Source organism: Streptomyces sp. VTCC 41912 (genome assembly GCF_045799175.1).
In the GTDB taxonomy this organism is placed as follows: Bacteria; Actinomycetota; Actinomycetes; order Streptomycetales; family Streptomycetaceae; genus Streptomyces; species Streptomyces albulus_C.
Map to the genome: position 1 here is coordinate 66019 of NZ_JBJMAB010000016.1, position 18316 is coordinate 84334.

Sequence of the window (18316 nt, forward strand, 5' to 3'; positions counted from 1 at the left end):
ATGCCCCCCGTCTTCGCCCACGGCCGCCTGCGGCTCTACCTCCTCAAGCTGCTCGACGAGGCCCCGCGGCACGGCTACGAGGTCATCCGCCTGCTGGAGGAGCGCTTCCAGGGGCTCTACGCCCCGTCCGCCGGCACCGTCTACCCCCGGCTGGCCAAGCTGGAGGCCGAGGGCCTGGTGACGCACACCACCGAGGGCGGCCGCAAGGTCTACTCGATCACCGATGCCGGCCGGGCCGAGCTCGCCGACCGCGGCGGCGAACTCGCCGATCTGGAGCTGGAGATCCGGGAGTCGGTGGCCGCCCTCGCCTCCGACATCCGCGAGGACGTCAGCGGTTCGGCGCGCGATCTGCGCCGGGAGGTCCGGGAGGCCGCCCAGCAGGCCCGGGCCGGCACCGGGGCGCCGGGTGCGGGGAAGGCCGGGCGCAAGGGCCCGGCCGGCGGCCGGCCGTTCCCGGAGGCTTCGGACTACTTCGACGCCGCGTTCGGCGACAAGGACGCCTGGCGGCAGGCGAAGGAGGAGTTCCGGCGCGCCAAGGAGGAGTGGAAGGAGCAGGCCCGCCGCGCCAAGGAGGAGAGCCGCCGCGCCAAGCAGGACGCCCAGCGCGCCCGCAAACAGGCCAGGGACGCCCAGGTGTTCGCGCGCGAGGAGATCCAGCGGGTCATCAAGCGCGTCCAGGAGCAGACCCAGGAGGCGGTGCGCTCCGGCGACTGGTCGACGGCGGTGCGCGACGCGCTGTCCGAGGTCTCCCGCGAGGTCGGCCGCTACACGGGCGCCCCGTCCGGCACCGACCGGGCCGACGCGCACGACCGGGCCGCGGCGGACACCGGGGACCACGGGGACGGCACCGACCACCGCACCACCACCGACCACGGCACCGCCCACGACGGCCCGCGGATCACGGTCGAGCGGATCGACCTCACCAAGGAGGAGGCCGAGCCGCCGGCGGCCGGGGCGGCGCCCGTCGCCGAGGAGCCGGCCGCGCCCGCGTGGGCCGTTGAGGCCGGCAGCGGCGATCCGGCCCGCGACTTCGACCGCCTGCTGGACCGGTTCCGGGACGACCTGCGGGACGCCGCCCGCGACCACGGCGTCACCGCGGACCAACTCGCCGATTCCCGGCACCGGTTGGCGTCCGCCGCCGCCCACATCGGGGCGCTGCTGCGCCGGCCGGGGGCGGGCGGCGGGGCGGCGGACCGGGACGCGTAGCGGCCGACGCGCGTCGGCCGCCGGCCGGGTCTCCCCGGTCGGCGGCCGGCGCCTGCGCCCGGCGACGGCGCGTCAGCTCGCGCGCCCGGCGGCCCGTTCGCCGAGGACCCGCACCACCGCGTCGTGCGTCACCCCGTGGCCGGCGAGCACCGAACCGGCCGGGCCGGATCGGGCGGTCAGCGCCAGCAGCAGGTGCTCGTCGCCGATGTGCCGTTCGCCGCGGCCCGCCGCGATCCGCAGCGCGCGCTCCAACGCCGCCCGGGCGTCCGGCGCGAAGCGGTGCCGCGTCCACGCCCGGCGCCCGGCCCGGCGCCCACCGTCGGTCGGGCCGCCGGCCAGCGCCCCGACCCCGTGCGCGTCCTCCACCCGCGCCACGACCGCGTCGACGTCGATGCCGAGGCCGGCCAGCGCCGCCGCGTCGGCCGCCGAGACGCCGCCCCGCCGCCGGTCCGCCGCCAGGTCGGCGGCGAGCGCCGTCCGCGGCGCGCCGAGCCCGTCGAGCACCGCCGCGGCCGGGGTGTCCCGGCGGTCCAACAGTGCGAGCAGCAGCTCGGGTTCGCCGACCGTGCGGCTTCCGGCGCGGTCCGCGTGCGCCACCGCGCCGCGCACCACCGACCGGGCCGCCCCCGTGAACCTCTCCCACATCAGCGCCTCCCGTGCTTCTTGTGGACCGCCTGCCGGCTGACGCCCAGTTCGGCGGCGATCTCCTGCCACGACCAGCCCTTCGCACGGGCACTGCGCACCTGCACGGCTTCGAGTTGCTCCAGCAGCCGGCGGAGCGCGGCGACGGCACGGAGGCCGGCCCGCGGGTCCGGGTCGCTCGCCTTCGCGGCGAGGTCCGTTGCTTCGGTCATGACGTCAACTTACGTTGACACTCCGGCGGCGTCAACCTTCATTGACACATCGGGGTGCGCGTCCTCGACCCCCTTGACCTCAACCAGACTTGAGGAACCAGCATCGTGCCCGGTACGCGCCAGCCCGCCCACGGGAACGAAACGGAGCCCCCATGCCCCCGCACGCCGCCGCCCCCGCCTTCCCGGACGTCCGACGCCCCGACGCCGGCACCGTCCTGATCAGCCCCTGGCTGGTACCGTCCGACCGCTTCCAGCGCGCGGCGGCCGAAGCGGTGCTGACCGCCTGGGAGGCGGAACCCCGCCCGGCCGCGATGCTGGCGCTCACCACGTTCCTGAGCACCGACGGCGGCCACGTCCTGAACTACGCGCAGTGGACCGACGACGCGGCCCACCGGGAGTGGGCGCGCACCCGGCGCCCCGCGGCCCTCGCCCCCGTCGACGCGGCCCTCCCCGGCATCCGCCGCCCGGGCGTGATCCGTTACCGCCGCTACCGCAGTCACGTGGCCGAGGAGCGCGCCACCCGGACGCCGGCGTTCCTGGTGACGCCGGCGTTCGCCACCACCGGCCCGGACGCCCAGCGCGCACTGGCCGACACCGTCCTGCGGATGGTCGCCGAAGAGCCCGCCCCAGGGCTGCTCGGCGCCCACTTCCACTTCTCGCAGGACGGCCGGCGGGTGCTCAACTACGGCGAGTGGAGCAGCGGTTCGGCCTGGCGGGCGTTTGCCGGCGGTGCCCTCCCGGTCCGGCTGCGGGCGGCGATCGAAGCCCTGCCCGGGGTCGCTCCCACCCCGGCGGTGCCGGCGGACGATACGGGTGCGGGCACGCCCGGCGCACCGGCCGTGCCCGCCTACGTCCTGCACCGGAGCCTGGTCAACGTCCCGCCGCCCGACCGCGGCTGACGCCCCGACGGGTCGGGCCCCGCCGGCTCGGACGGCACCGACGGCTCAGGCGGCTCGGGCAGCTCAGACGGTCAGCACGACCTTGCCGAAGAGCTCCCCCTCGGCCATCTTCGCGAAGCCCTCGGGCGCCCGGTCCAGCGGCAGCTTGGAGTCGATCACCGGCCGGATGCCCTTGGCGGCGCAGAAGCTGAGCAGCCCCGCCAGTTCCTCCTTGGTGCCCATCGTCGAACCGACGACCTTCAGCTCCAGGAAGAAGATCCGGTTGAGCTCGCCGCTCTTCGGCGTGAAGCCGCTGGTGGCACCGGAGATGACCAGGGTGCCGCCGGGTCGCAGCGACTTGACCGAGTGCGACCAGGTGGCGGCACCGACCGTCTCGATCACCGCGTCCACCCGCTGGGGCAGCCGCTCGCCGGTCGCGAACGCCGCCTCGGCGCCGAGTTCCACGGCGCGCTTGCGCTTGCTCTCGTCCCGGCTGGTGGCGAAGACCCGCAGGCCCGCCGCGGCCCCCAGGACGATGGCGGCGGTCGCCACGCCGCCGCCGGCGCCCTGGACCAGCACGCTGTCCCCGGGCCGCACCCCGCCGTTGGTGAACAGCATCCGGTACGCGGTCAGCCACGCGGTGGGCAGGCAGGCGGCCTCCTCGAAGGAGAGCGCGGCGGGCTTGGGCAGGACGTTCCAGGAGGGCACGGTGACCCGCTCGGCGAAGGTGCCCTGGTAGCGCTCGGTGAGGATGGAGGGCTTCTCGTCCGGGCCGACGCCGTGGCCGGTCTGCCCGATGACGGAGTGCAGGACGACCTCGTTGCCGTGCTCGTCGATGCCGGCGGCGTCACAGCCGAGGATCATCGGGAGCGACTCCTCGGTGATCCCGACGCCGCGCAGCGTCCACAGGTCGTGGTGGTTGAGGGAGGCGGCCTTGACGTCGACGGTGGTCCAGCCGGGGCGGGCGGCGGGGGCCGGGCGCTCCCCCAATTCCAGGCCGTTCAGCGGCTGGTCGCGGTCGATGCGGGCGGCGTAGGCAGCAAACATGATCCCAACGTAGGCCGCGGGCGGGCCCCGCGACAGCGGGCGCGGGTGTGACACGCGCCGCCCCACCGGAACCGCGGACGGCCGGAATCCGACCGCCCCTTCCGGCCCGCGGCCCTCATGCCGGACGGGCCGGACCCACACCCACGAGGGGGTCGGTCCGGCCCGTCAACGGTCTCCGCGGCGGCGGGTCAGCGTCGCGCGACGCCCTCCGCACGGGCGGCCGCGGCGACGGCCGCGGTCACGGCCGGGGCGACCCGCTCGTCGAACGGCGACGGGATCACCTTGTCCGCGCTGAGCTCGTCGGCGACGACGGCGGCCAGCGCCTCCGCGGCGGCGATCTTCATGCCCTCGGTGATCTGCGAGGCGCGCACCTGCATGGCGCCGGCGAAGATGCCGGGGAAGGCCAGCACGTTGTTGATCTGGTTCGGGAAGTCGCTGCGCCCGGTGGCGACCACCGCGGCGTACTTGTGGGCGACGTCCGGGTGGATCTCCGGGTTGGGGTTGGCCATCGCGAAGATCATCGAGTCCTTCGCCATCTTCGCCACCGCCTCCTCCGGCACCGTGCCGCCGGAGACGCCGATGAAGACGTCGGCGCCGTCGAGCGCGTCCTCCAGGGAGCCGGTCAGGCCCGCCTTGTTGGTGAAGCCGGCCAGCTCGCGCTTGACGTCCGTGAGGTCACCGCGGTCCGCCGAGACGACGCCCTTGCGGTCGCAGACCGCCACGTCGCCGATGCCCGCCTCGACGAGGATCTTGGCGATGGCGACACCGGCCGCGCCGGCACCCGAGATGACCGCCCGCAGCTCGCCGAGCGCACGGTCGGTGAGCTTGGCGGCGTTGCGCAGCGCGGCCAGGGTGACCACGGCGGTGCCGTGCTGGTCGTCGTGGAAGACCGGGATGTCCAGGCGTTCCTTGAGCTTCTGCTCGATCTCGAAGCACCGGGGCGCCGAGATGTCCTCCAGGTTGACGCCACCGAAGGAGGGCGCGAGGCGGACGACGGTGTCCACGATCTCGTCGGCGTCGGTGGTCGCGAGCGCGATCGGCACCGCGTCCACACCGCCGAACTGCTTGAAGAGGATGGCCTTGCCCTCCATCACCGGAAGGGATGCCTCCGGGCCGATGTCGCCCAGGCCCAGCACCGCGGTGCCGTCCGTGACCACGGCCACGACCTGGGACTTCCAGGTGTAGTCGTGCACGAGCTCGGGACGCTCGGCGATCGCGCTGCACACCTTGGCGACGCCCGGCGTGTACGCGAGGGACAGGTCGTCCTTGTCCCGCACCGGGACGGTCGCCTGGATGGCCATCTTGCCGCCGCGATGCAGCGCGAAGGCCGGGTCGAAGAGTTCGCCGGACGTGCCGTCCGTGCCTTCTTCCGCACCGGTCGCGTTGTCGCTGCGAGGATTGACGATCTCCGCTGCCACTGTTCTCTGACCCCTTTGTCGTAAATCTGTTGAGGGTGGCCACTCCCTGGTTGGGGGGTGGGCGGGCACCGCGCCCGCGCCCTGCCCGGCGGATGGCCGCCGCGCGGGGGGAGGTACGGACGCCGGGCGCGCCGCACACGCGCCCTGAGCCCCGGATGAGGGGTGTAACGACCCTTTCTACCGGACGGGCGTGCAAGGCGACGAGTCAGATTCGTTACCTGCCGGTACAAGGCTCCGACATTAGCGACGGAACGCCTGAAAACGCCGGAGATACCCCGGGGCTGTCCGAATTCCGAGACAACGCAGGGGGCACCGCCTTTACCTTCGGTGCCGACGGCGGGCGTTTTCCCTTGTGCGACAAGGCCGGGGATGGCCCTTGCTCGTCCGTTATCCGATTTTGACCTGAACGACAGTCCGAATACCGGAGTCCGGATGGCAAGATTCCGTCACCGACCGAGGGCGCGACGCCCAAAGGTGCCCAAAGGTGTGTGCCCACCCCCTTCTCACCAGCACTTCGGCTGCCCACACTGGCACGTCGGCTACCCACCGCAGGAGGATCCGCATGACCGCAGACACCACCCGTCGCGCGGCGGCCGGCAGGTCCGGTAAGCCCGTCAAGACCGTCGCGGCAATAGCCACGGTCACCGCCTCGCTGCTGCTGCTCAGCGCCTGCGGTGACCAGACGGACGCGGCGATCGCCCGACGGGAGGCGGCCAAGAACCGCAATCCGCATGCCCCGCTTTTCAGCAAGCTCCCCAAGGACGTCCAGGACAAGGGGATGCTCCAGGTCGGCTCGGACATCACGTACAAGCCGGTGGAGTTCCGCTCGAACGGCAAGGTGGAAGGCATCGATCCGGATCTTGCGGCGGCAATCGGCAAGGAATTGGGCATCAAGCTCAATTTCAACAACGCCACCTTCGACACCCTCATGGGCGGTCTGAAGTCCGAGCGCTACGACCTCGCCATGTCGGCGATGACGGACACCAAGGACCGCCAGCAGGGCATCGACAGCACCACCGGCAAGAAGATCGGCGAAGGCGTCGATTTCGTCGACTACCTCAACGTCGGCGTCTCGCTCTACACCCAGAAGGGCAAGACCAAGGGCATCGACGGCTGGGAGACCATGTGCGGCAAGAAGCTCGCCGTGCAGCGCGGCACCGTCTCCCACGACCTGGCCAAGGACAAGTCCAAGGCGTGTGAGGCGGGCGGCGAGCAGCCCATCTCCATCGAGGCGTTCGACAACGACTCCGAGGCCCAGACCCGGCTGCGGACCGGTGGTGTGGACGCGGTCTCCAGCGACTACCCGGTCGCGGCCTACGCGGTGAAGGTCTCCGGCGGCGGCAACGACTTCCAGATGGTCGGCGGCGCACCGCTCAAGGCGGCCCCGTACGGCATCGCCGTCCCCAAGGGGCAGGAGCAGCTGCGCGACGCGATCAAGGCGGCCATGGAGCTGGTGATCAAGAACCACGCGTACGACCGCGTCCTGGCCAAGTGGAACGTCAAGGACGCCGCGGTCAAGGAAGTGCAGATCAACGGCGGCACCTGACCGGCGCCCGGTCCCGTCCCGCCGGGGCGCTCCGCGCGGCCCCACCACGCCTCTCCCGCCACACGCTGAAAGGCAACCCTCGTGTCAGTTGACGTCGACAAGCCGGCCGAGCCGCCGGCGGCCGCACCACCGGCCCAGCCCGAGCCCATCAAAGCCATACCGGTCCGCCACTACGGGCGCTGGGTCGCCGCGCTCGTCGTCATCGGGCTGCTGGTGCTGCTCGTCCGGGCCTTCGCCTCCGGGAAGGTCAACTGGGGCGCGATACCGGAGTACATGTTCAACGCGGACATCCTCAAGGGCCTGCGCAACACCCTGTGGATCACCGTGCTGTCGATGGTGATCGGCATCGTGCTGGGCGTGGTCCTGGCGGTCATGCGGCAGTCCAAGAACCCGGTGACCAAGTCCGTGGCGTGGTTCTACGTCTGGTTCTTCCGCGGCACCCCGGTCTACGTCCAGCTCTTCCTGTGGTTCAACCTCGGCCTGGTCTTCCAGTACATCGACATCATGCCGATCTACAAGGACGAGTGGTCGGACTTCATGACCCCGTTCCTGTGCGCGCTGCTGGGCCTCGGCCTCAACGAGGCCGCGTACATGGCCGAGATCTGCCGGGCCGGCCTGAACGCCGTCGACGAGGGCCAGACCGAGGCGGCGCACGCGCTGGGCATGAGCCACGGCAGGACGCTGCGCCGGATCGTCGTGCCGCAGGCGATGCGGGTGATCGTGCCGCCGACCGGCAACGAGGTCATCAACATGCTCAAGACCTCGTCCCTGGTCATCGCGGTGCAGTACTACGACCTCCTCCAGGCCGCGCAGAACGTCGGCCGGGACTCCGGCGTGGTGGTCGAGATGCTGATCCTGGCCGCCGCCTGGTACCTGATCGCCACCACGGTGCTCAGCATCGGGCAGTACTACCTGGAGCGCTACTACGCCCGCGGCGCCAGCCGTCAGCTTCCGCCCACCCCGTTCCAGCGCCTCAAGGCGAAGCTGGCCGGCCCGAACCGCGCCGGAGGTGCGGCATGAGCACGAGCAAGAGCAAGGCCACGAACACCGGCTCGGGCAAGGCCGCGGTCCCGATGGTCAAGGCCGAGGGCGTCCACAAGTCCTTCGGCGCGGCGCACATCCTCAAGGGGATCGACCTGGAGGTGGCGCCCCGGGAGGTCTTCTGCCTGATCGGCCCGTCCGGTTCCGGCAAGTCGACCTTCCTGCGGTGCATCAACCACCTGGAGAAGATCAACTCCGGCCGGCTGTCGGTCGACGGCGAACTGGTCGGCTACCGCGAGCACCACGGCAAGCTCTACGAGCTGCGCGACCGCGAGGTCGCCGCCCGCCGGCGGGACATCGGCATGGTCTTCCAGCGCTTCAACCTCTTCCCGCACATGACCGCGCTGGAGAACATCATGGAGGCGCCGGTCCAGGTCAAGGGCGAGTCCAAGGCGTCCGCGCGGGAGCGGGCGGCCAAGCTGCTGGACCGGGTCGGCCTGGCCGACAAGGCCGGCAACTACCCCTCGCAGCTCTCCGGCGGCCAGCAGCAGCGGGTGGCGATCGCCCGGGCGCTGGCCATGGAGCCCAAGCTGATGCTCTTCGACGAGCCGACCTCGGCCCTCGACCCGGAGCTGGTCGGCGACGTCCTGGACGTCATGAAGGACCTGGCCGCGGACGGCATGACGATGGTCGTGGTGACCCACGAGATGGGCTTCGCCCGCGAGGTCGGCGACTCGCTGGTCTTCATGGACGACGGCGTGGTGGTCGAGTCCGGCCACCCGCGTGACGTGCTCACCAAGCCCCAGCACGAGCGGACCAAGTCGTTCCTGTCCAAGGTCCTCTGAGGGCCGCCGGCCCCCTCGTTCCCGGACCGGCCGCGGCGGCGCGGCGGGCGGCACCCTCGTGGTCCCGCCCGCCGCGCCGGGCGTTACCTCAGGGCCAGGACGAGGCTGTCCGTCGGCGAGGCCCACACCGCGCGGGCCTCGGCGAAGCCGGCCGTGCGCAGCGCGTCGACGTGCCACTGCACGGTGGGGGTCTCCCCGTCGGCGTGCTCGCCGTAGATCTCGAAGCGCTCGGCGGTGGGCCCGGCCAGGCGCGGGTCCGCGGCGGCCAGCCGCCACCACTCGGCCCAGTCGACCGCGCCGGCCTCCTTGGCCCGGTCCATCCGGGAGTGCCGGAACGCCCGCTCGGCGGCGTTGATCCGCGGGGTGGCCCCGTCGGGCATGTGGTCGGCGTTGAGGAACACCCCGCCGTCCCGGACCAGGGCACCCAGCTGCCCGTAGAGCGTGCGCAGCTCGGGCGTGTGCAGCCAGTGCAGCGCGGTGGCGGTGAGCACCGCGTCGAAGGAGTCGTACGGCAGCTTCGTGGTCCACTGCGGGTCCTTGAGGTCCGCCCGGACGAACCGGATGCGGCGCTCGCCCGCGAAGTACCCCTCGGCGATGGCCAGCAGCGCCGGGTCCAGGTCGACGCCCACGCTCTCGGCGGCCGGGAACCTCGTCAGCAACCGGTCGGAGATGCTGCCGGTGCCGCACGCCAGGTCGAGCACCCGGGGCTCGGGGCCCACCAGCGCCTCGACCATGTCGAGCATCACCCGGAAGCGCTCCTCGCGGTCCGGCATGTACCACTCCTGCTGGCGGTCCCAACTCTCCTGCCACGCTCGCCAGTCGCCGCCGACAACGGTCTCGGTCATCGCAACCCCTCCGCCCCGTAATACCCTCGTAGTGACAACGCCCATTACGCATGGGTAGCAGCACCCTAGACGCGCACCCGTAAGGACTACAAGTGGAACTGGCCTATTACTCGGACTACGCCGTGCGCCTCGTCAACACCGAACAGCCCGAGCGCGGCGGGGACTCCCTCACCTCCGTCGAAGCGGTCCGGGAGCTCTTCGGCGTGGCCCAGCAGGCCGCCCGGCGGGCCACCGAGAGCGACGTCACCCGGCTGCGCGCGGTCCGCTCGCGGCTGCGCGCGGTCTTCGAGGCCGCCGACCGCGGCGACGAGGTGCTCGCCGTCGACCTGCTGAACGCGCTGATGATGGAGTTCCCGGTCAGCCCGCAGATCTCCGGCCACGAGTTCCGCGACGACGAAAACCGCCCCAAGTGGCACATGCACATCGCCGACCACGCCGCCAACGCCACCGCCGGCTTCACCGCGACCGCCTGCATGGGCCTGGCCTTCCACCTCACCGAGCTGGGCGTGGACCGCCTGGGCATCTGCGAGGCGAAGCCCTGCCGCAACGCCTACCTGGACACGTCCACCAACCGGTCCCGGCGCTACTGCTCGGACCGCTGCGCCACCCGCGCCAACGTCGCCGCCTACCGTGCCCGCAAGCGCCGGGAGAGCACCCGCACGGCCGAGAGCGCCCAGGACGCCACCGCCCGCGGCGAACGCTGAAGCCCGCGCGGCGGCCGCACCCGCAGCCAGGCCCGCGCGACCACCAGCTCGTCGGGGACCACCCCGAACTCCCGGCTGTCGTTCTCCACGTACGGATTGTCACCGCGCACCCACCAGCCGCCGTCGCGTCGTTCCACCGCGCGCTTGACGATCAGCAGGTCCTGCCGGAACGGGTGCCGCAGCACGACCACGTCCCCCGGGCGCACCACCGCCCCGTACCGCACCACGAGCTGGTCCCCCGGCCGGAGCGTCGGCACCATCGACGGGTTGTAGACCTCCGCCACCCCGAACGCCCGCAGCGGCCCGCCGCGCGCCGGCTCCGCGCCGTCGCCGCTGTCCTGCTCCGGCTCGCGCACCCGCTCCGGCATCCATGCCTCCCGCTCCAGCCCCCGTCCGACCGTCACCGGACCATCCTCCATCAGTCCCGGCCCGGCACCGGACTTTTGCCCTAAGACCCCCGGGCCACCCGAGAAAAGCCTTCCCGCACCGAGTAATCTCGCACCTGAGAAGACGATCACGAGGAAGGACTGAACATGCTCTCCCGCCTGTTCGCCCCCAAGGTCAAGGTCAGCGCCCACTGCGACCTGCCCTGCGGTGTGTACGACCCCGCCCAGGCCCGCATCGAGGCCGAGTCGGTCAAGGCCGTCCAGGAGAAGTACCAGGGCAACGAGGACGCTGACTTCCGCACCCGCGCCGTCCTGATCAAGGAGCAGCGGGCCGAGCTGGCCAAGCACCACGTCTCGGTGCTGTGGAGCGACTACTTCAAGCCGCCGCACTTCGAGAAGTACCCGGAGCTGCACCAGCTGGTCAACGACACCCTCAAGGCCCTCAGCGCGGCCAAGGGCTCGAACGACCCGGCCACCGGCCAGAAGGCCCTGGACCTGATCGCCCAGATCGACAAGATCTTCTGGGAGACGAAGAAGGGCTGAGCCCCGCTCACCCTGCCGACCCGCGGTCCCTGCGACCGCCCGGGTCCGTCGACCGCACCCGGTCCGCCACCCGCCGCAACCCGGCGGCCCCGGCGGGCCGGGTGCGGTCGTTCGGGGGCCGGGGCGGGCGATAGCCCCGGACTATAGGCTCCTGACGCCTCAGCGCCCGGAGCTCAGCACGCCGCCGTGCCGGACCAGCCAGTCGTGGTACGCCTCGCTGGCCCAGGCGATGTCCGTGTAGGCGGCGGTGAGGTCGGTGAAGAGGTCGGCGGCGGAGGCGGCCGAGGGGCCGTCCGCGCGGCAGGCCATGAAGAGCCGGACCGCCAGCGGGTCGCCGTGCAGCGGGCGGATCGCCATGCCGGGTCGGGAGCGGGCGGTGGGCTGGCAGGGCGTGACGACCTCGCCGGCCATGACGAGGTCCACGGCGGTGAGGTAGTCGCCGTGCACCACCCGGGGGTTGATGCCGGCCGCGGCCCAGATGCGGCGCAGGCCGGCCCATTCGCCGTCCACCGTAGGGTCGACCATCCACTGGTCGGTGGCCAGGTCGGCGACCCGGACCACGGCCCGGCCGGCCGCCGGATGGCTCTCCGCGAGGGCGATGAACTGCGGCTCCCGGGCGAGGAGTTCGTGCGTCAGAAGGCCGTCGGGGACGCGCAGCGGGGCGCCCTCGACCTCGTGCACGAAGGCCGCGTCGAGCTGGCCCATCGCGACCATGTGGAGCAGGGCGTTGGCGGACACGTCGGTCCGTATCGTGGTGTCGGTCTCCGGGAGCCGGGCCCGCAGCCGGCGCAACCAGCCCGCGACGGCCGGGCTGTTGGTGCTGCCGATCCGCAGCCGGGTACCTTCCTCCCGGACCGATACCGAGGCGATGTCCTCGACAAGCGCGCGCATTTCGGCCACTATCGGCCGGGCGCGACAGAGCACCGAATGACCGAGCGGAGTAGGACGGCTGCCGGTCGGCTCGCGGAAGAAGAGCTGACCGCCCAGTGCCTTCTCGATGCGGTGGAGCTGGGTCGTCAAGGAGGGCTGCGTCATTCCCAGCTGCCGGGCCGCCTTGCGCACGCTGCCGGAGTCGGCGATGGCGCACAGGGCCCGAAGATGCCTTACCTCTAGCTCCACGCCGGGAGCATAAACGCGCGGGCGCGGCTCACACCAGACTCTTCGGCCGGTCCGAACTCCGCCTCTTCACCAGCACGTTGGTCCGCGGCCACCGGGGGTATTGCCTCGGGCTATCGCCACCTGGCATCTCCGTCCCACGGGTGAACTCCGTCCACACTCAACGGCACCACGAAATCCGCAGGGCCCCGGCCGCCGCCCCACACGGCGGCCGTACGGCCCCTCGGAAATTAAGGAGCCCCCCACATGAGATCTCCCAAGACGGCGCTGTCGGCTGCGCTCGGCCTGGGCCTCGCCGCCGCGCTCGCCGCGGCCGCTCCGGTGTCGGCCACCGCCGCCACCGCACACTCCGCCCCCCACCACAGCACCCCCGCCTCGATCGCCGCCTACACCGGTTCGACGGCGGAGAAGGCGAACACCAAGGCGTTCTTCGAGGCCGTCATGAAGTCGGCCCGGGCCAAGATGAAGGCCAACCCGCACCTGAAGTCGGTCACGGTCACCTACGACCCGAGCGCCGCACCCACCTTCGCGAACGAGATATCGCAGAGCGCGTCGATCTGGAACAGCGCGGTCCAGAACGTCAAGCTGCAAGCGGGCAACGGCGGTGACTTCCAGTACAAGGAGGGCAACGACCCGCGCGGCTCGTACGCCAGCACCGACGGCCACGGCAAGGGCTTCGTCTTCATCGACTACAGCCAGGCCCAGCAGTACAACCGCACCCGCATCGTGGCGCACGAGACCGGCCACGTCCTGGGCCTGCCGGACCACTACGAAGGCCCCTGCAGCGAGCTGATGTCCGGCGGCGGGCCCGGCCCGTCCTGCCAGAACACCCAGCCGGACGCCAACGAGCGCGCCCAGGTGGACCAGCTCTGGGCGAACGGCCTGGCCGGCGTCCGCTTCGGCGGCTGACCCGCCGGTCCGTCCCCCGCACGCGGCACGACGGCCGGCCCGCCGTTTCCCGGCCGGGCTGACGGTGGCCGGGCAGACGACGGGCCGGGGCTGACGGAGCCGGTACCTGGCGGCCGGCTCCGTACCCCCCACCAGCCCCCGCATGCCGTACGTCCGCCCGAGCGGTGGGGCTCCTTCCCGGGCCCCACCGCTCGTCCGCGTGCGGAAGTCAGAGGGACGCCGGGCCCCCGCGGCACGGTTCAGAGGGCGTGGCCGAGGGCCACCCCGGCACAGGCGGCGGCCAGTCCGGCCGCCAGGCTCAGCCCGAGGTTGAGCACGGCGTACCCGCGCGCCCCGTCGGTGGCCAGCCGCAGGGTCTCGTAGGAGAACGTCGAATAGGTCGTCAGCGCCCCGCACAGGCCGGTGCCGAGCAGCAGTTGGACGTGCGGGCCCGCGGCGCCGGCGGCGACCGCGCCGCTCACCAGGCCGAGGATCAGGCTGCCGACGACGTTGACCGCACAGGTCCCCCAGGGGAAGACCGTGTCGTGCCGGGCCTGGACGAAGCGGTCGGTGAGGAAGCGCAGCGGTGCCCCGACCACGGCACCCGCCACCACCAGCAGCCAGTTCACCCGGACGGGTCCGCTCCGTCGGCGCCGGCCGGCCGGCCGCCGAACGTGAGCGCCTCGCACCGGTCGAGGGTCACCAGGCCACCGCCCGCCAGCAGTTCGGACAGTTGCGGCAGGAACGCCCGCACCCGCTCCTCGGTGTCCACCACGACCACCGCCACCGGCAGCTCCTCGCTGAGCGACAGCAGCCGCTGGGTGTGGATCATCGAGGTCGCCCCGAACCCCTCGACACCGCGGAAGGCGCTGGCCCCGGCGAGGCCCGCCGCACGGGCGCGGTGCACGACCTCCGCGTAGAGGGGCCGGTGGTGCCAGACGTCCTGCTCGCCCACGAGGACGGTCAGGCGCAGGGCCGGGGTGCTGACCGGGGGCGCGGCCGACGGGACCGGGAGGTCCGCCGGTCCGTCCGCCGCCGCCCGCTCGGTCCGGTGGTGCCGCCGGCGCTCCGTCATGCCGTCCGCCGCCTCAGGTCCAGGAGCGTCCGGGTGGCGCTGCTCGCGAGGGCCACCGCCGCCAGCGCGGCGAACAGGGTGCCGGCGAGGTAGGCCAGGGCGAGCGGCAGCCGGCCGGCGGCCGCCAGGCGCTCGGCGTCCACCGCGTAGGTCGAGAAGGTGGTGAAGCCGCCGAGGATGCCGGTGCCCAGGAACGGGCGGAGCAGCCGGTGGGCCGTCCACACCTCGCTGATCAGCACCATCAGGACGCCCATCGACGCGCAGCCGACCACGTTGACCAGCAGTGTGGTCCAGGGGAAGGCGGCGTCGGCGGTCGGCCAGATCAGGCCGGCGCCGTACCGGGCCGCGGCACCGAGGGCGCCGCCCACCGCCACCGCACCGATCACCGGCCACTCGCCCTGCCAGGGCCACGGCCGGCGGGCTCGTTCGTCCATGGGTCCGCGGATCCTTCTCTGCGTGCGTGCGGCCGGCACCGGAAGTCGTCCGCCGGGAGGCCGGCCGGCCCACCCCGACGGGGGCGGCACCGCCCTCAGGCTAAGCCCGGTCATTTGACAGCGCTAAACATGGGATGTTCCCATCACCGGTGGAATCTGGTGTCCGCTCCTTCGGGTCCCTCGGGTCCCTCGGGTCCCTCGGGCCCTTCGGGTCGTTCGGGTCCTTCGGGCACCGCCGCACGCAGAGCCGCGGAACGCGGACGGGAGGACGGCGCCGATGCCGCTGCGCAGCACTGCCCGCACCAGCCTCGTCGAGCTGGTCATCGAGCAGATGGAACGGCTGATCGCCGACGGCGAGTGGCCGGTCGGCACCAAGATCCCGGCCGAGCCGCTGCTCGTGGAGCAGTTGGACGTCGGTCGGAACACCGTCCGCGAGGCGGTCCGCGCCCTGGTGCACACCGGGATGCTGGAGCCGCGGCAGGGCGACGGGACCTACGTCCGGGCCCGCAGCGGCTTCGGGGCCGCCGTCCAGCGCCGGCTGCGCCGGGCCGCCAACCTGGAGGCGTACGAGGTCCGCGCCAGCCTGGAGCGGGACGCCGCCCGCCATGCGGCCGAGCGCCGCACCGACGAGGACCTGGCCGCGCTGCGGGAGGCGCTGGCACTGCGCGGCCGGGCCTGGGAGGCCGGCGACGTGACCCAGTTCATCGACGCGGACGTGCACTTCCACCGGGCGGTCGCGGCCGCCGCCCACAACGGCCTGCTGGCCGAGCTGTACGAGCAGTTCGGCGCCGCCCTGCGGGAGACGTTGCAGGCCGTGGTCGGCACGCCGCTGCTGCCCGACGCGGTCCGCCACCAGATCGACGCGCACACCGCGATCGTCGACGCCATCGAGGCACGGGACCCGGACGCCGCCGAGCGGGCGGCGCTGGCCCACCTCGCCGAGGCGGCCGACGCCCTGCGCGCGCAGGCCGCGGACGACGACCGGGACGCGGGGGAAACGGGGCACCCGACCGGCGCCGACGGACACGAAGCACCACAGGAGGAAACCCAGCGATGACACGCGGACCCGCATCGGGCATATCCCCGGCCCCGCCCCGGCCGACCGGCGGGGCGACGCCCACGGCCACGGCCGGCGACGCCGCCCCGCCCACCGGCGCCACCGGCCGCCGCGCCCTCACCCTCGGCCTCGGGGTCGTCCTGTTGGCGCTGAACCTGCGGCCCGCGCTGGTCGCGGTCTCCCCGCTGGTCGGCACGATCCGTTCCGACAGCGGCATGTCGGCGGCCGCCACCAGCCTGCTGACCGCGCTGCCGCTGCTCTGCTTCGGACTACTGGCCCCGATCGCCCCGCGGTTGGGCCGGCGCTTCGGCACGGAGCGGTCGCTGCTCGGCACGATGGTGCTGATCTGCCTGGGCACCGGGCTGCGGCTGGTGGACTCGGTGGTGGCGCTGTTCGCCGGGACGGTCGTGATCGGCGCCGGGATCGCGGTCGCCAACGTGCTGCTGCCGGGCCTGATCAAGCGGGACTTCCCGGCCAGGGCGGGCCTGATGACCGGGCTCTACTCGATGTCGCTGTTCGGCGGCGCGGCGCTGGCGGCCGGCATCACCGTCCCCGTGCAGCAGGCCGCCGGGCTCTCCTGGCAGGCCACGCTGGCCTGTTGGGGGGCGCTGGCGGTGCTCGCGCTGGTCGTCTGGCTGCCGCAGCTGCGCCGCCGCACCGAGGTGACGGCGGCCGCCGCCCGGCAGGCCGCCCACCCGGTCCGCGGACTGTGGCGCTCCCCGCTGGCCTGGCAGGTCACCGGCTACATGGGGCTCCAGTCGCTGAGCTACTACGCGGCCGCCGCCTGGCTGCCGACGATCCTCAAGGACGCCGGGATGGACGCGGGCGACGCCGGGTGGATGCTGTCGTTCTCCTCGCTGCTGGGGATCGCGGGGTCGTTCCTGGCGCCGGTGATCGTCGGCCGCCGGCTGCGGGCCGGCACGTTGGCCGCGCTGGGCGCGGTGCTGTGCGCGGCGGGGTTCGTCGGCATGTGGGCGGCGCCGGTCGGCGGCGCGTACCTGTGGATGACGCTGTTGGGCCTGGGACAGGGGGCGGCGATCAGCCTGGCGCTGCTGTTCATCGTCCAGCGCGCCCCGGACGCCCGGCACACGGCGCAGCTCTCCAGCATGGCGCAGTGCTTCGGCTACGTCCTGGCCGCCACCGGTCCGGCGGTGCTGGGGGCGGTGCACGACGCCTCGGGTACCTGGACGGTGCCGTTGGCGGTGCTGCTGGTGCTGTTGGTGCCGCAGGTGGTTGCGGGGCTCGGGGCCGCCCGGCCGCTGCACGTCGCCGGTCGGTGAGGGTGCGGGGTGCTGCCCCGCGGCCGGCCGTGTAACGGCGTTACAACCAGCCGTTGCGCTTGAAGCCGCGGTGCATCAGCCAGCAGACGCCCACCATCACGGCCATCACCAGCGGATAGCCGAACGGCCAGCTCTTCTCCGGCATGTACTCGAAGTTCATGCCGTAGACGCCGGTGACCATGGTGGGGACGGCCAGGATCGCCGCCCAGGCGGACATCCGGCGCATCGCCTCGTTCTGGGCGTTGGCGACCTGGGCGAGGTGCGCCTGGAGTATCGAGTTGAGCAGTTCGTCGAAGCCGGTGATCCGCTCGCGGACCTGGTCGAGGTGGTCGGCGACGTCCCGGAAGTAGGTCTTGGTCCGCGGGTCGACGTACTGCAGCGAACGGGTCGCCAGCTCCTGCAAGGGACGGTCCAGCGGCGTCACCGCCCGCTTGAATTCGAGCAGTTCGCGCTTGAGCTGGTAGATCCGGTCGGCGCCGCGGCTGCCGCGCACCGAGAAGACCTCGCTCTCGACGTCGTCGATGTCGTCCTGGACGGCGGCGGCGACGTCGAGGTAGTCGTCCACGACGAGGTCGGCGATGGCGTGCAGCACCGCGGACGGGCCGAGGGCGAGCTGGTCCGGATCGCGCTCCAGCTGCTCGCGCAGCGGGCCCAGCGAGCCGTGGCCGCCGTGCCGCACCGTGATCACGAAGTCGGTGCCGGTGAAGACCATGATCTCGCCGGTGTCGACGACCTCGCTGGTGTCGGTCAGCTGGTCGTGCTCGACGTAGCGGACGGTCTTGAAGACGGTGAACAGCGAGTCGTCGTAGTGCTCCAGCTTGGGGCGCTGGTGGGCGTGGACCGCGTCCTCGACGGCGAGCGGGTGCAGCCCGAAGAGCTCGACGATGCCGGCGAACTCCACCTCGGAGGGTTCGTGCAGGCCGATCCAGACGAAGCCGTCACCGGACCGCCGGACCTGCCGGATCGCCTCCTCGGCCGGCCGGTCGCCCTCCTGACGCACGCCGGAGACGTAGACCGCGCAGTTCACCACGGCGGTGCCGAGCGGCGAGCGGGCGGGGTGGCTGAGGTCCACCCCGCCCTTACGCGGCTGCGGCAGCCGGGCGGCCTTGCGGAGGTTGCTGATCATTGACACCGGCCAAGTATCGCCCGTGGGGGCGCGCCGGAGGTACGGCCCGGGTTTGATTTTGCGCACTCCGCACCGGGCCGTGGTCCG

At 72.8% G+C, this 18316-nt stretch carries 21 protein-coding genes; 10 read left to right on the forward strand and 11 right to left on the reverse strand.

Annotation, left to right across the window (positions count from 1 at the left end; genetic code table 11):
- The gene (locus ACJ6WD_RS22430) at positions 1-1206 is read left to right on the forward strand and encodes a helix-turn-helix transcriptional regulator (RefSeq protein WP_407616397.1); all 1206 of its coding nucleotides are present in this window, start codon (positions 1-3) and stop codon (positions 1204-1206) included.
- 72 nt (positions 1207-1278) lie between these two features.
- Here the strand turns inward: ACJ6WD_RS22430 and ACJ6WD_RS22435 are convergent, their stop codons facing one another.
- Both ACJ6WD_RS22435 and ACJ6WD_RS22440 read right to left on the reverse strand, forming a co-directional pair.
- The gene (locus tag ACJ6WD_RS22435; protein WP_233656810.1) at positions 1279-1851 is read right to left on the reverse strand and encodes a Clp protease N-terminal domain-containing protein; all 573 of its coding nucleotides are present in this window, start codon (positions 1849-1851) and stop codon (positions 1279-1281) included.
- Positions 1851-2060, reverse strand: a complete 210-nt coding sequence (locus ACJ6WD_RS22440) for a helix-turn-helix domain-containing protein (RefSeq protein ID WP_016571568.1) — start codon at positions 2058-2060, stop codon at positions 1851-1853. Before ACJ6WD_RS22440 ends, ACJ6WD_RS22435 begins: the two co-directional genes overlap by 1 nt.
- Positions 2061-2212: 152 nt before the next feature.
- On the opposite strand from ACJ6WD_RS22440, the gene ACJ6WD_RS22445 reads away from it, so the two are divergent.
- Complete coding sequence (locus ACJ6WD_RS22445; protein WP_407616398.1) at positions 2213-2959, forward strand: antibiotic biosynthesis monooxygenase; 747 nt, start codon at positions 2213-2215, stop codon at positions 2957-2959.
- Positions 2960-3022: 63 nt separating this feature from the next.
- On the opposite strand, the gene ACJ6WD_RS22450 is transcribed toward ACJ6WD_RS22445, so the two are convergent.
- Positions 3023-3985, reverse strand: a complete 963-nt coding sequence (locus tag ACJ6WD_RS22450) for a zinc-binding dehydrogenase (RefSeq protein ID WP_233656812.1) — start codon at positions 3983-3985, stop codon at positions 3023-3025.
- Positions 3986-4173: 188 nt separating this feature from the next.
- Positions 4174-5403, reverse strand: a complete 1230-nt coding sequence (locus tag ACJ6WD_RS22455) for an NADP-dependent malic enzyme (RefSeq protein ID WP_016571565.1) — start codon at positions 5401-5403, stop codon at positions 4174-4176.
- A 562-nt stretch (positions 5404-5965) separates the two neighbouring features.
- Between ACJ6WD_RS22455 and ACJ6WD_RS22460 the strand changes: the two genes are divergently transcribed.
- The 3 genes from ACJ6WD_RS22460 to ACJ6WD_RS22470 all read left to right on the forward strand — a co-directional run bounded on the left by ACJ6WD_RS22460 (position 5966) and on the right by ACJ6WD_RS22470 (position 8775).
- Positions 5966-6949 carry an ABC transporter substrate-binding protein gene (locus ACJ6WD_RS22460; RefSeq protein ID WP_016571564.1) on the forward strand — a complete coding sequence of 328 codons (984 nt, stop codon included), beginning with the start codon at positions 5966-5968 and terminating at the stop codon, positions 6947-6949.
- Positions 6950-7030: 81 nt separating this feature from the next.
- Entirely contained in the window at positions 7031-7969 is a 939-nt protein-coding gene (locus ACJ6WD_RS22465) for an amino acid ABC transporter permease (protein ID WP_016571563.1), read from the forward strand.
- A 53-nt stretch (positions 7970-8022) separates the two neighbouring features.
- Positions 8023-8775, forward strand: a complete 753-nt coding sequence (locus ACJ6WD_RS22470) for an amino acid ABC transporter ATP-binding protein (RefSeq protein ID WP_037635773.1) — start codon at positions 8023-8025, stop codon at positions 8773-8775.
- An 83-nt stretch (positions 8776-8858) separates the two neighbouring features.
- Here ACJ6WD_RS22470 and ACJ6WD_RS22475 read toward each other — a convergent pair whose 3' ends face one another.
- Positions 8859-9620: a methyltransferase domain-containing protein gene (locus ACJ6WD_RS22475; RefSeq protein WP_376439906.1), complete on the reverse strand. Its 762-nt coding sequence runs from the start codon at positions 9618-9620 to the stop codon at positions 8859-8861.
- A 92-nt stretch (positions 9621-9712) separates the two neighbouring features.
- On the opposite strand from ACJ6WD_RS22475, the gene ACJ6WD_RS22480 reads away from it, so the two are divergent.
- Positions 9713-10324 carry a CGNR zinc finger domain-containing protein gene (locus ACJ6WD_RS22480; protein ID WP_233656814.1) on the forward strand — a complete coding sequence of 204 codons (612 nt, stop codon included), beginning with the start codon at positions 9713-9715 and terminating at the stop codon, positions 10322-10324.
- Here ACJ6WD_RS22480 and sodX read toward each other — a convergent pair.
- Positions 10246-10692 (reverse strand): nickel-type superoxide dismutase maturation protease, encoded by a 447-nt coding sequence (gene sodX, locus ACJ6WD_RS22485; RefSeq protein WP_233657106.1) that lies wholly within the window; start codon positions 10690-10692, stop codon positions 10246-10248. The two genes, ACJ6WD_RS22480 and sodX, sit on opposite strands and share 79 nt — an antisense overlap.
- A 165-nt stretch (positions 10693-10857) precedes the next feature.
- Here sodX and sodN point away from each other — a divergent pair, with 165 nt between their 5' ends.
- On the forward strand, positions 10858-11253 hold the full coding sequence (gene sodN, locus ACJ6WD_RS22490; protein ID WP_016570886.1) for a superoxide dismutase, Ni: 396 nt from the start codon (positions 10858-10860) through the stop codon (positions 11251-11253).
- 159 nt (positions 11254-11412) lie between these two features.
- Here the strand turns inward: sodN and ACJ6WD_RS22495 are convergent, their stop codons facing one another.
- A complete protein-coding gene (locus ACJ6WD_RS22495) occupies positions 11413-12372 on the reverse strand; it encodes a LysR family transcriptional regulator (RefSeq protein ID WP_233656815.1) in 960 nt (319 codons plus the stop codon).
- A gap of 243 nt (positions 12373-12615) precedes the next feature.
- Between ACJ6WD_RS22495 and snpA the strand changes: the two genes are divergently transcribed.
- A complete protein-coding gene (gene snpA / locus ACJ6WD_RS22500) occupies positions 12616-13278 on the forward strand; it encodes a snapalysin (protein WP_038521705.1) in 663 nt (220 codons plus the stop codon).
- 239 nt (positions 13279-13517) lie between these two features.
- Here snpA and crcB (ACJ6WD_RS22505) read toward each other — a convergent pair whose 3' ends face one another.
- Genes crcB (ACJ6WD_RS22505) through crcB (ACJ6WD_RS22515) form a run of 3 tightly spaced genes read right to left on the reverse strand, consistent with a single transcriptional unit; the run spans position 13518 to position 14766 of the window.
- On the reverse strand, positions 13518-13886 hold the full coding sequence (gene crcB / locus ACJ6WD_RS22505; protein ID WP_331247255.1) for a fluoride efflux transporter CrcB: 369 nt from the start codon (positions 13884-13886) through the stop codon (positions 13518-13520).
- Positions 13883-14332, reverse strand: coding sequence for a DUF190 domain-containing protein (locus ACJ6WD_RS22510; RefSeq protein WP_233656817.1), 450 nt, complete (start codon positions 14330-14332; stop codon positions 13883-13885). The genes crcB (ACJ6WD_RS22505) and ACJ6WD_RS22510 overlap by 4 nt, the downstream gene beginning before the upstream one ends.
- Positions 14329-14766, reverse strand: a complete 438-nt coding sequence (crcB, locus tag ACJ6WD_RS22515) for a fluoride efflux transporter CrcB (protein WP_233656818.1) — start codon at positions 14764-14766, stop codon at positions 14329-14331. Before crcB (ACJ6WD_RS22515) ends, ACJ6WD_RS22510 begins: the two co-directional genes overlap by 4 nt.
- 277 nt (positions 14767-15043) lie before the next feature.
- Here crcB (ACJ6WD_RS22515) and ACJ6WD_RS22520 point away from each other — a divergent pair, with 277 nt between their 5' ends.
- Both ACJ6WD_RS22520 and ACJ6WD_RS22525 read left to right on the forward strand, forming a co-directional pair.
- Positions 15044-15823 carry a FadR/GntR family transcriptional regulator gene (locus tag ACJ6WD_RS22520; RefSeq protein WP_331247256.1) on the forward strand — a complete coding sequence of 260 codons (780 nt, stop codon included), beginning with the start codon at positions 15044-15046 and terminating at the stop codon, positions 15821-15823.
- The gene (locus tag ACJ6WD_RS22525) at positions 15820-17103 is read left to right on the forward strand and encodes an MFS transporter (RefSeq protein WP_233656820.1); all 1284 of its coding nucleotides are present in this window, start codon (positions 15820-15822) and stop codon (positions 17101-17103) included. Before ACJ6WD_RS22520 ends, ACJ6WD_RS22525 begins: the two co-directional genes overlap by 4 nt.
- Positions 17104-17143: 40 nt before the next feature.
- On the opposite strand, the gene corA is transcribed toward ACJ6WD_RS22525, so the two are convergent.
- Complete coding sequence (gene corA, locus ACJ6WD_RS22530; RefSeq protein WP_233657107.1) at positions 17144-18229, reverse strand: magnesium/cobalt transporter CorA; 1086 nt, start codon at positions 18227-18229, stop codon at positions 17144-17146.
- Positions 18230-18316: the final 87 nt, after the last annotated feature.

Coding starts and splice junctions, on each gene's coding strand:
- ACJ6WD_RS22430 (WP_407616397.1), top strand. CDS start 1: ATGCCCCCCGTCTTCGCCCACGGCCGCCTGCGGCTCTACCTCCTCAAG.
- ACJ6WD_RS22435 (WP_233656810.1), bottom strand. CDS start 1,851: ATGTGGGAGAGGTTCACGGGGGCGGCCCGGTCGGTGGTGCGCGGCGCG.
- ACJ6WD_RS22440 (WP_016571568.1), bottom strand. CDS start 2,060: ATGACCGAAGCAACGGACCTCGCCGCGAAGGCGAGCGACCCGGACCCG.
- ACJ6WD_RS22445 (WP_407616398.1), top strand. CDS start 2,213: ATGCCCCCGCACGCCGCCGCCCCCGCCTTCCCGGACGTCCGACGCCCC.
- ACJ6WD_RS22450 (WP_233656812.1), bottom strand. CDS start 3,985: ATGTTTGCTGCCTACGCCGCCCGCATCGACCGCGACCAGCCGCTGAAC.
- ACJ6WD_RS22460 (WP_016571564.1), top strand. CDS start 5,966: ATGACCGCAGACACCACCCGTCGCGCGGCGGCCGGCAGGTCCGGTAAG.
- ACJ6WD_RS22470 (WP_037635773.1), top strand. CDS start 8,023: ATGGTCAAGGCCGAGGGCGTCCACAAGTCCTTCGGCGCGGCGCACATC.
- ACJ6WD_RS22475 (WP_376439906.1), bottom strand. CDS start 9,620: ATGACCGAGACCGTTGTCGGCGGCGACTGGCGAGCGTGGCAGGAGAGT.
- sodX (WP_233657106.1), bottom strand. CDS start 10,692: ATGCCGGAGCGGGTGCGCGAGCCGGAGCAGGACAGCGGCGACGGCGCG.
- sodN (WP_016570886.1), top strand. CDS start 10,858: ATGCTCTCCCGCCTGTTCGCCCCCAAGGTCAAGGTCAGCGCCCACTGC.
- snpA (WP_038521705.1), top strand. CDS start 12,616: ATGAGATCTCCCAAGACGGCGCTGTCGGCTGCGCTCGGCCTGGGCCTC.
- ACJ6WD_RS22510 (WP_233656817.1), bottom strand. CDS start 14,332: ATGACGGAGCGCCGGCGGCACCACCGGACCGAGCGGGCGGCGGCGGAC.
- crcB (WP_233656818.1), bottom strand. CDS start 14,766: ATGGACGAACGAGCCCGCCGGCCGTGGCCCTGGCAGGGCGAGTGGCCG.
- ACJ6WD_RS22520 (WP_331247256.1), top strand. CDS start 15,044: ATGCCGCTGCGCAGCACTGCCCGCACCAGCCTCGTCGAGCTGGTCATC.
- ACJ6WD_RS22525 (WP_233656820.1), top strand. CDS start 15,820: ATGACACGCGGACCCGCATCGGGCATATCCCCGGCCCCGCCCCGGCCG.
- corA (WP_233657107.1), bottom strand. CDS start 18,229: ATGATCAGCAACCTCCGCAAGGCCGCCCGGCTGCCGCAGCCGCGTAAG.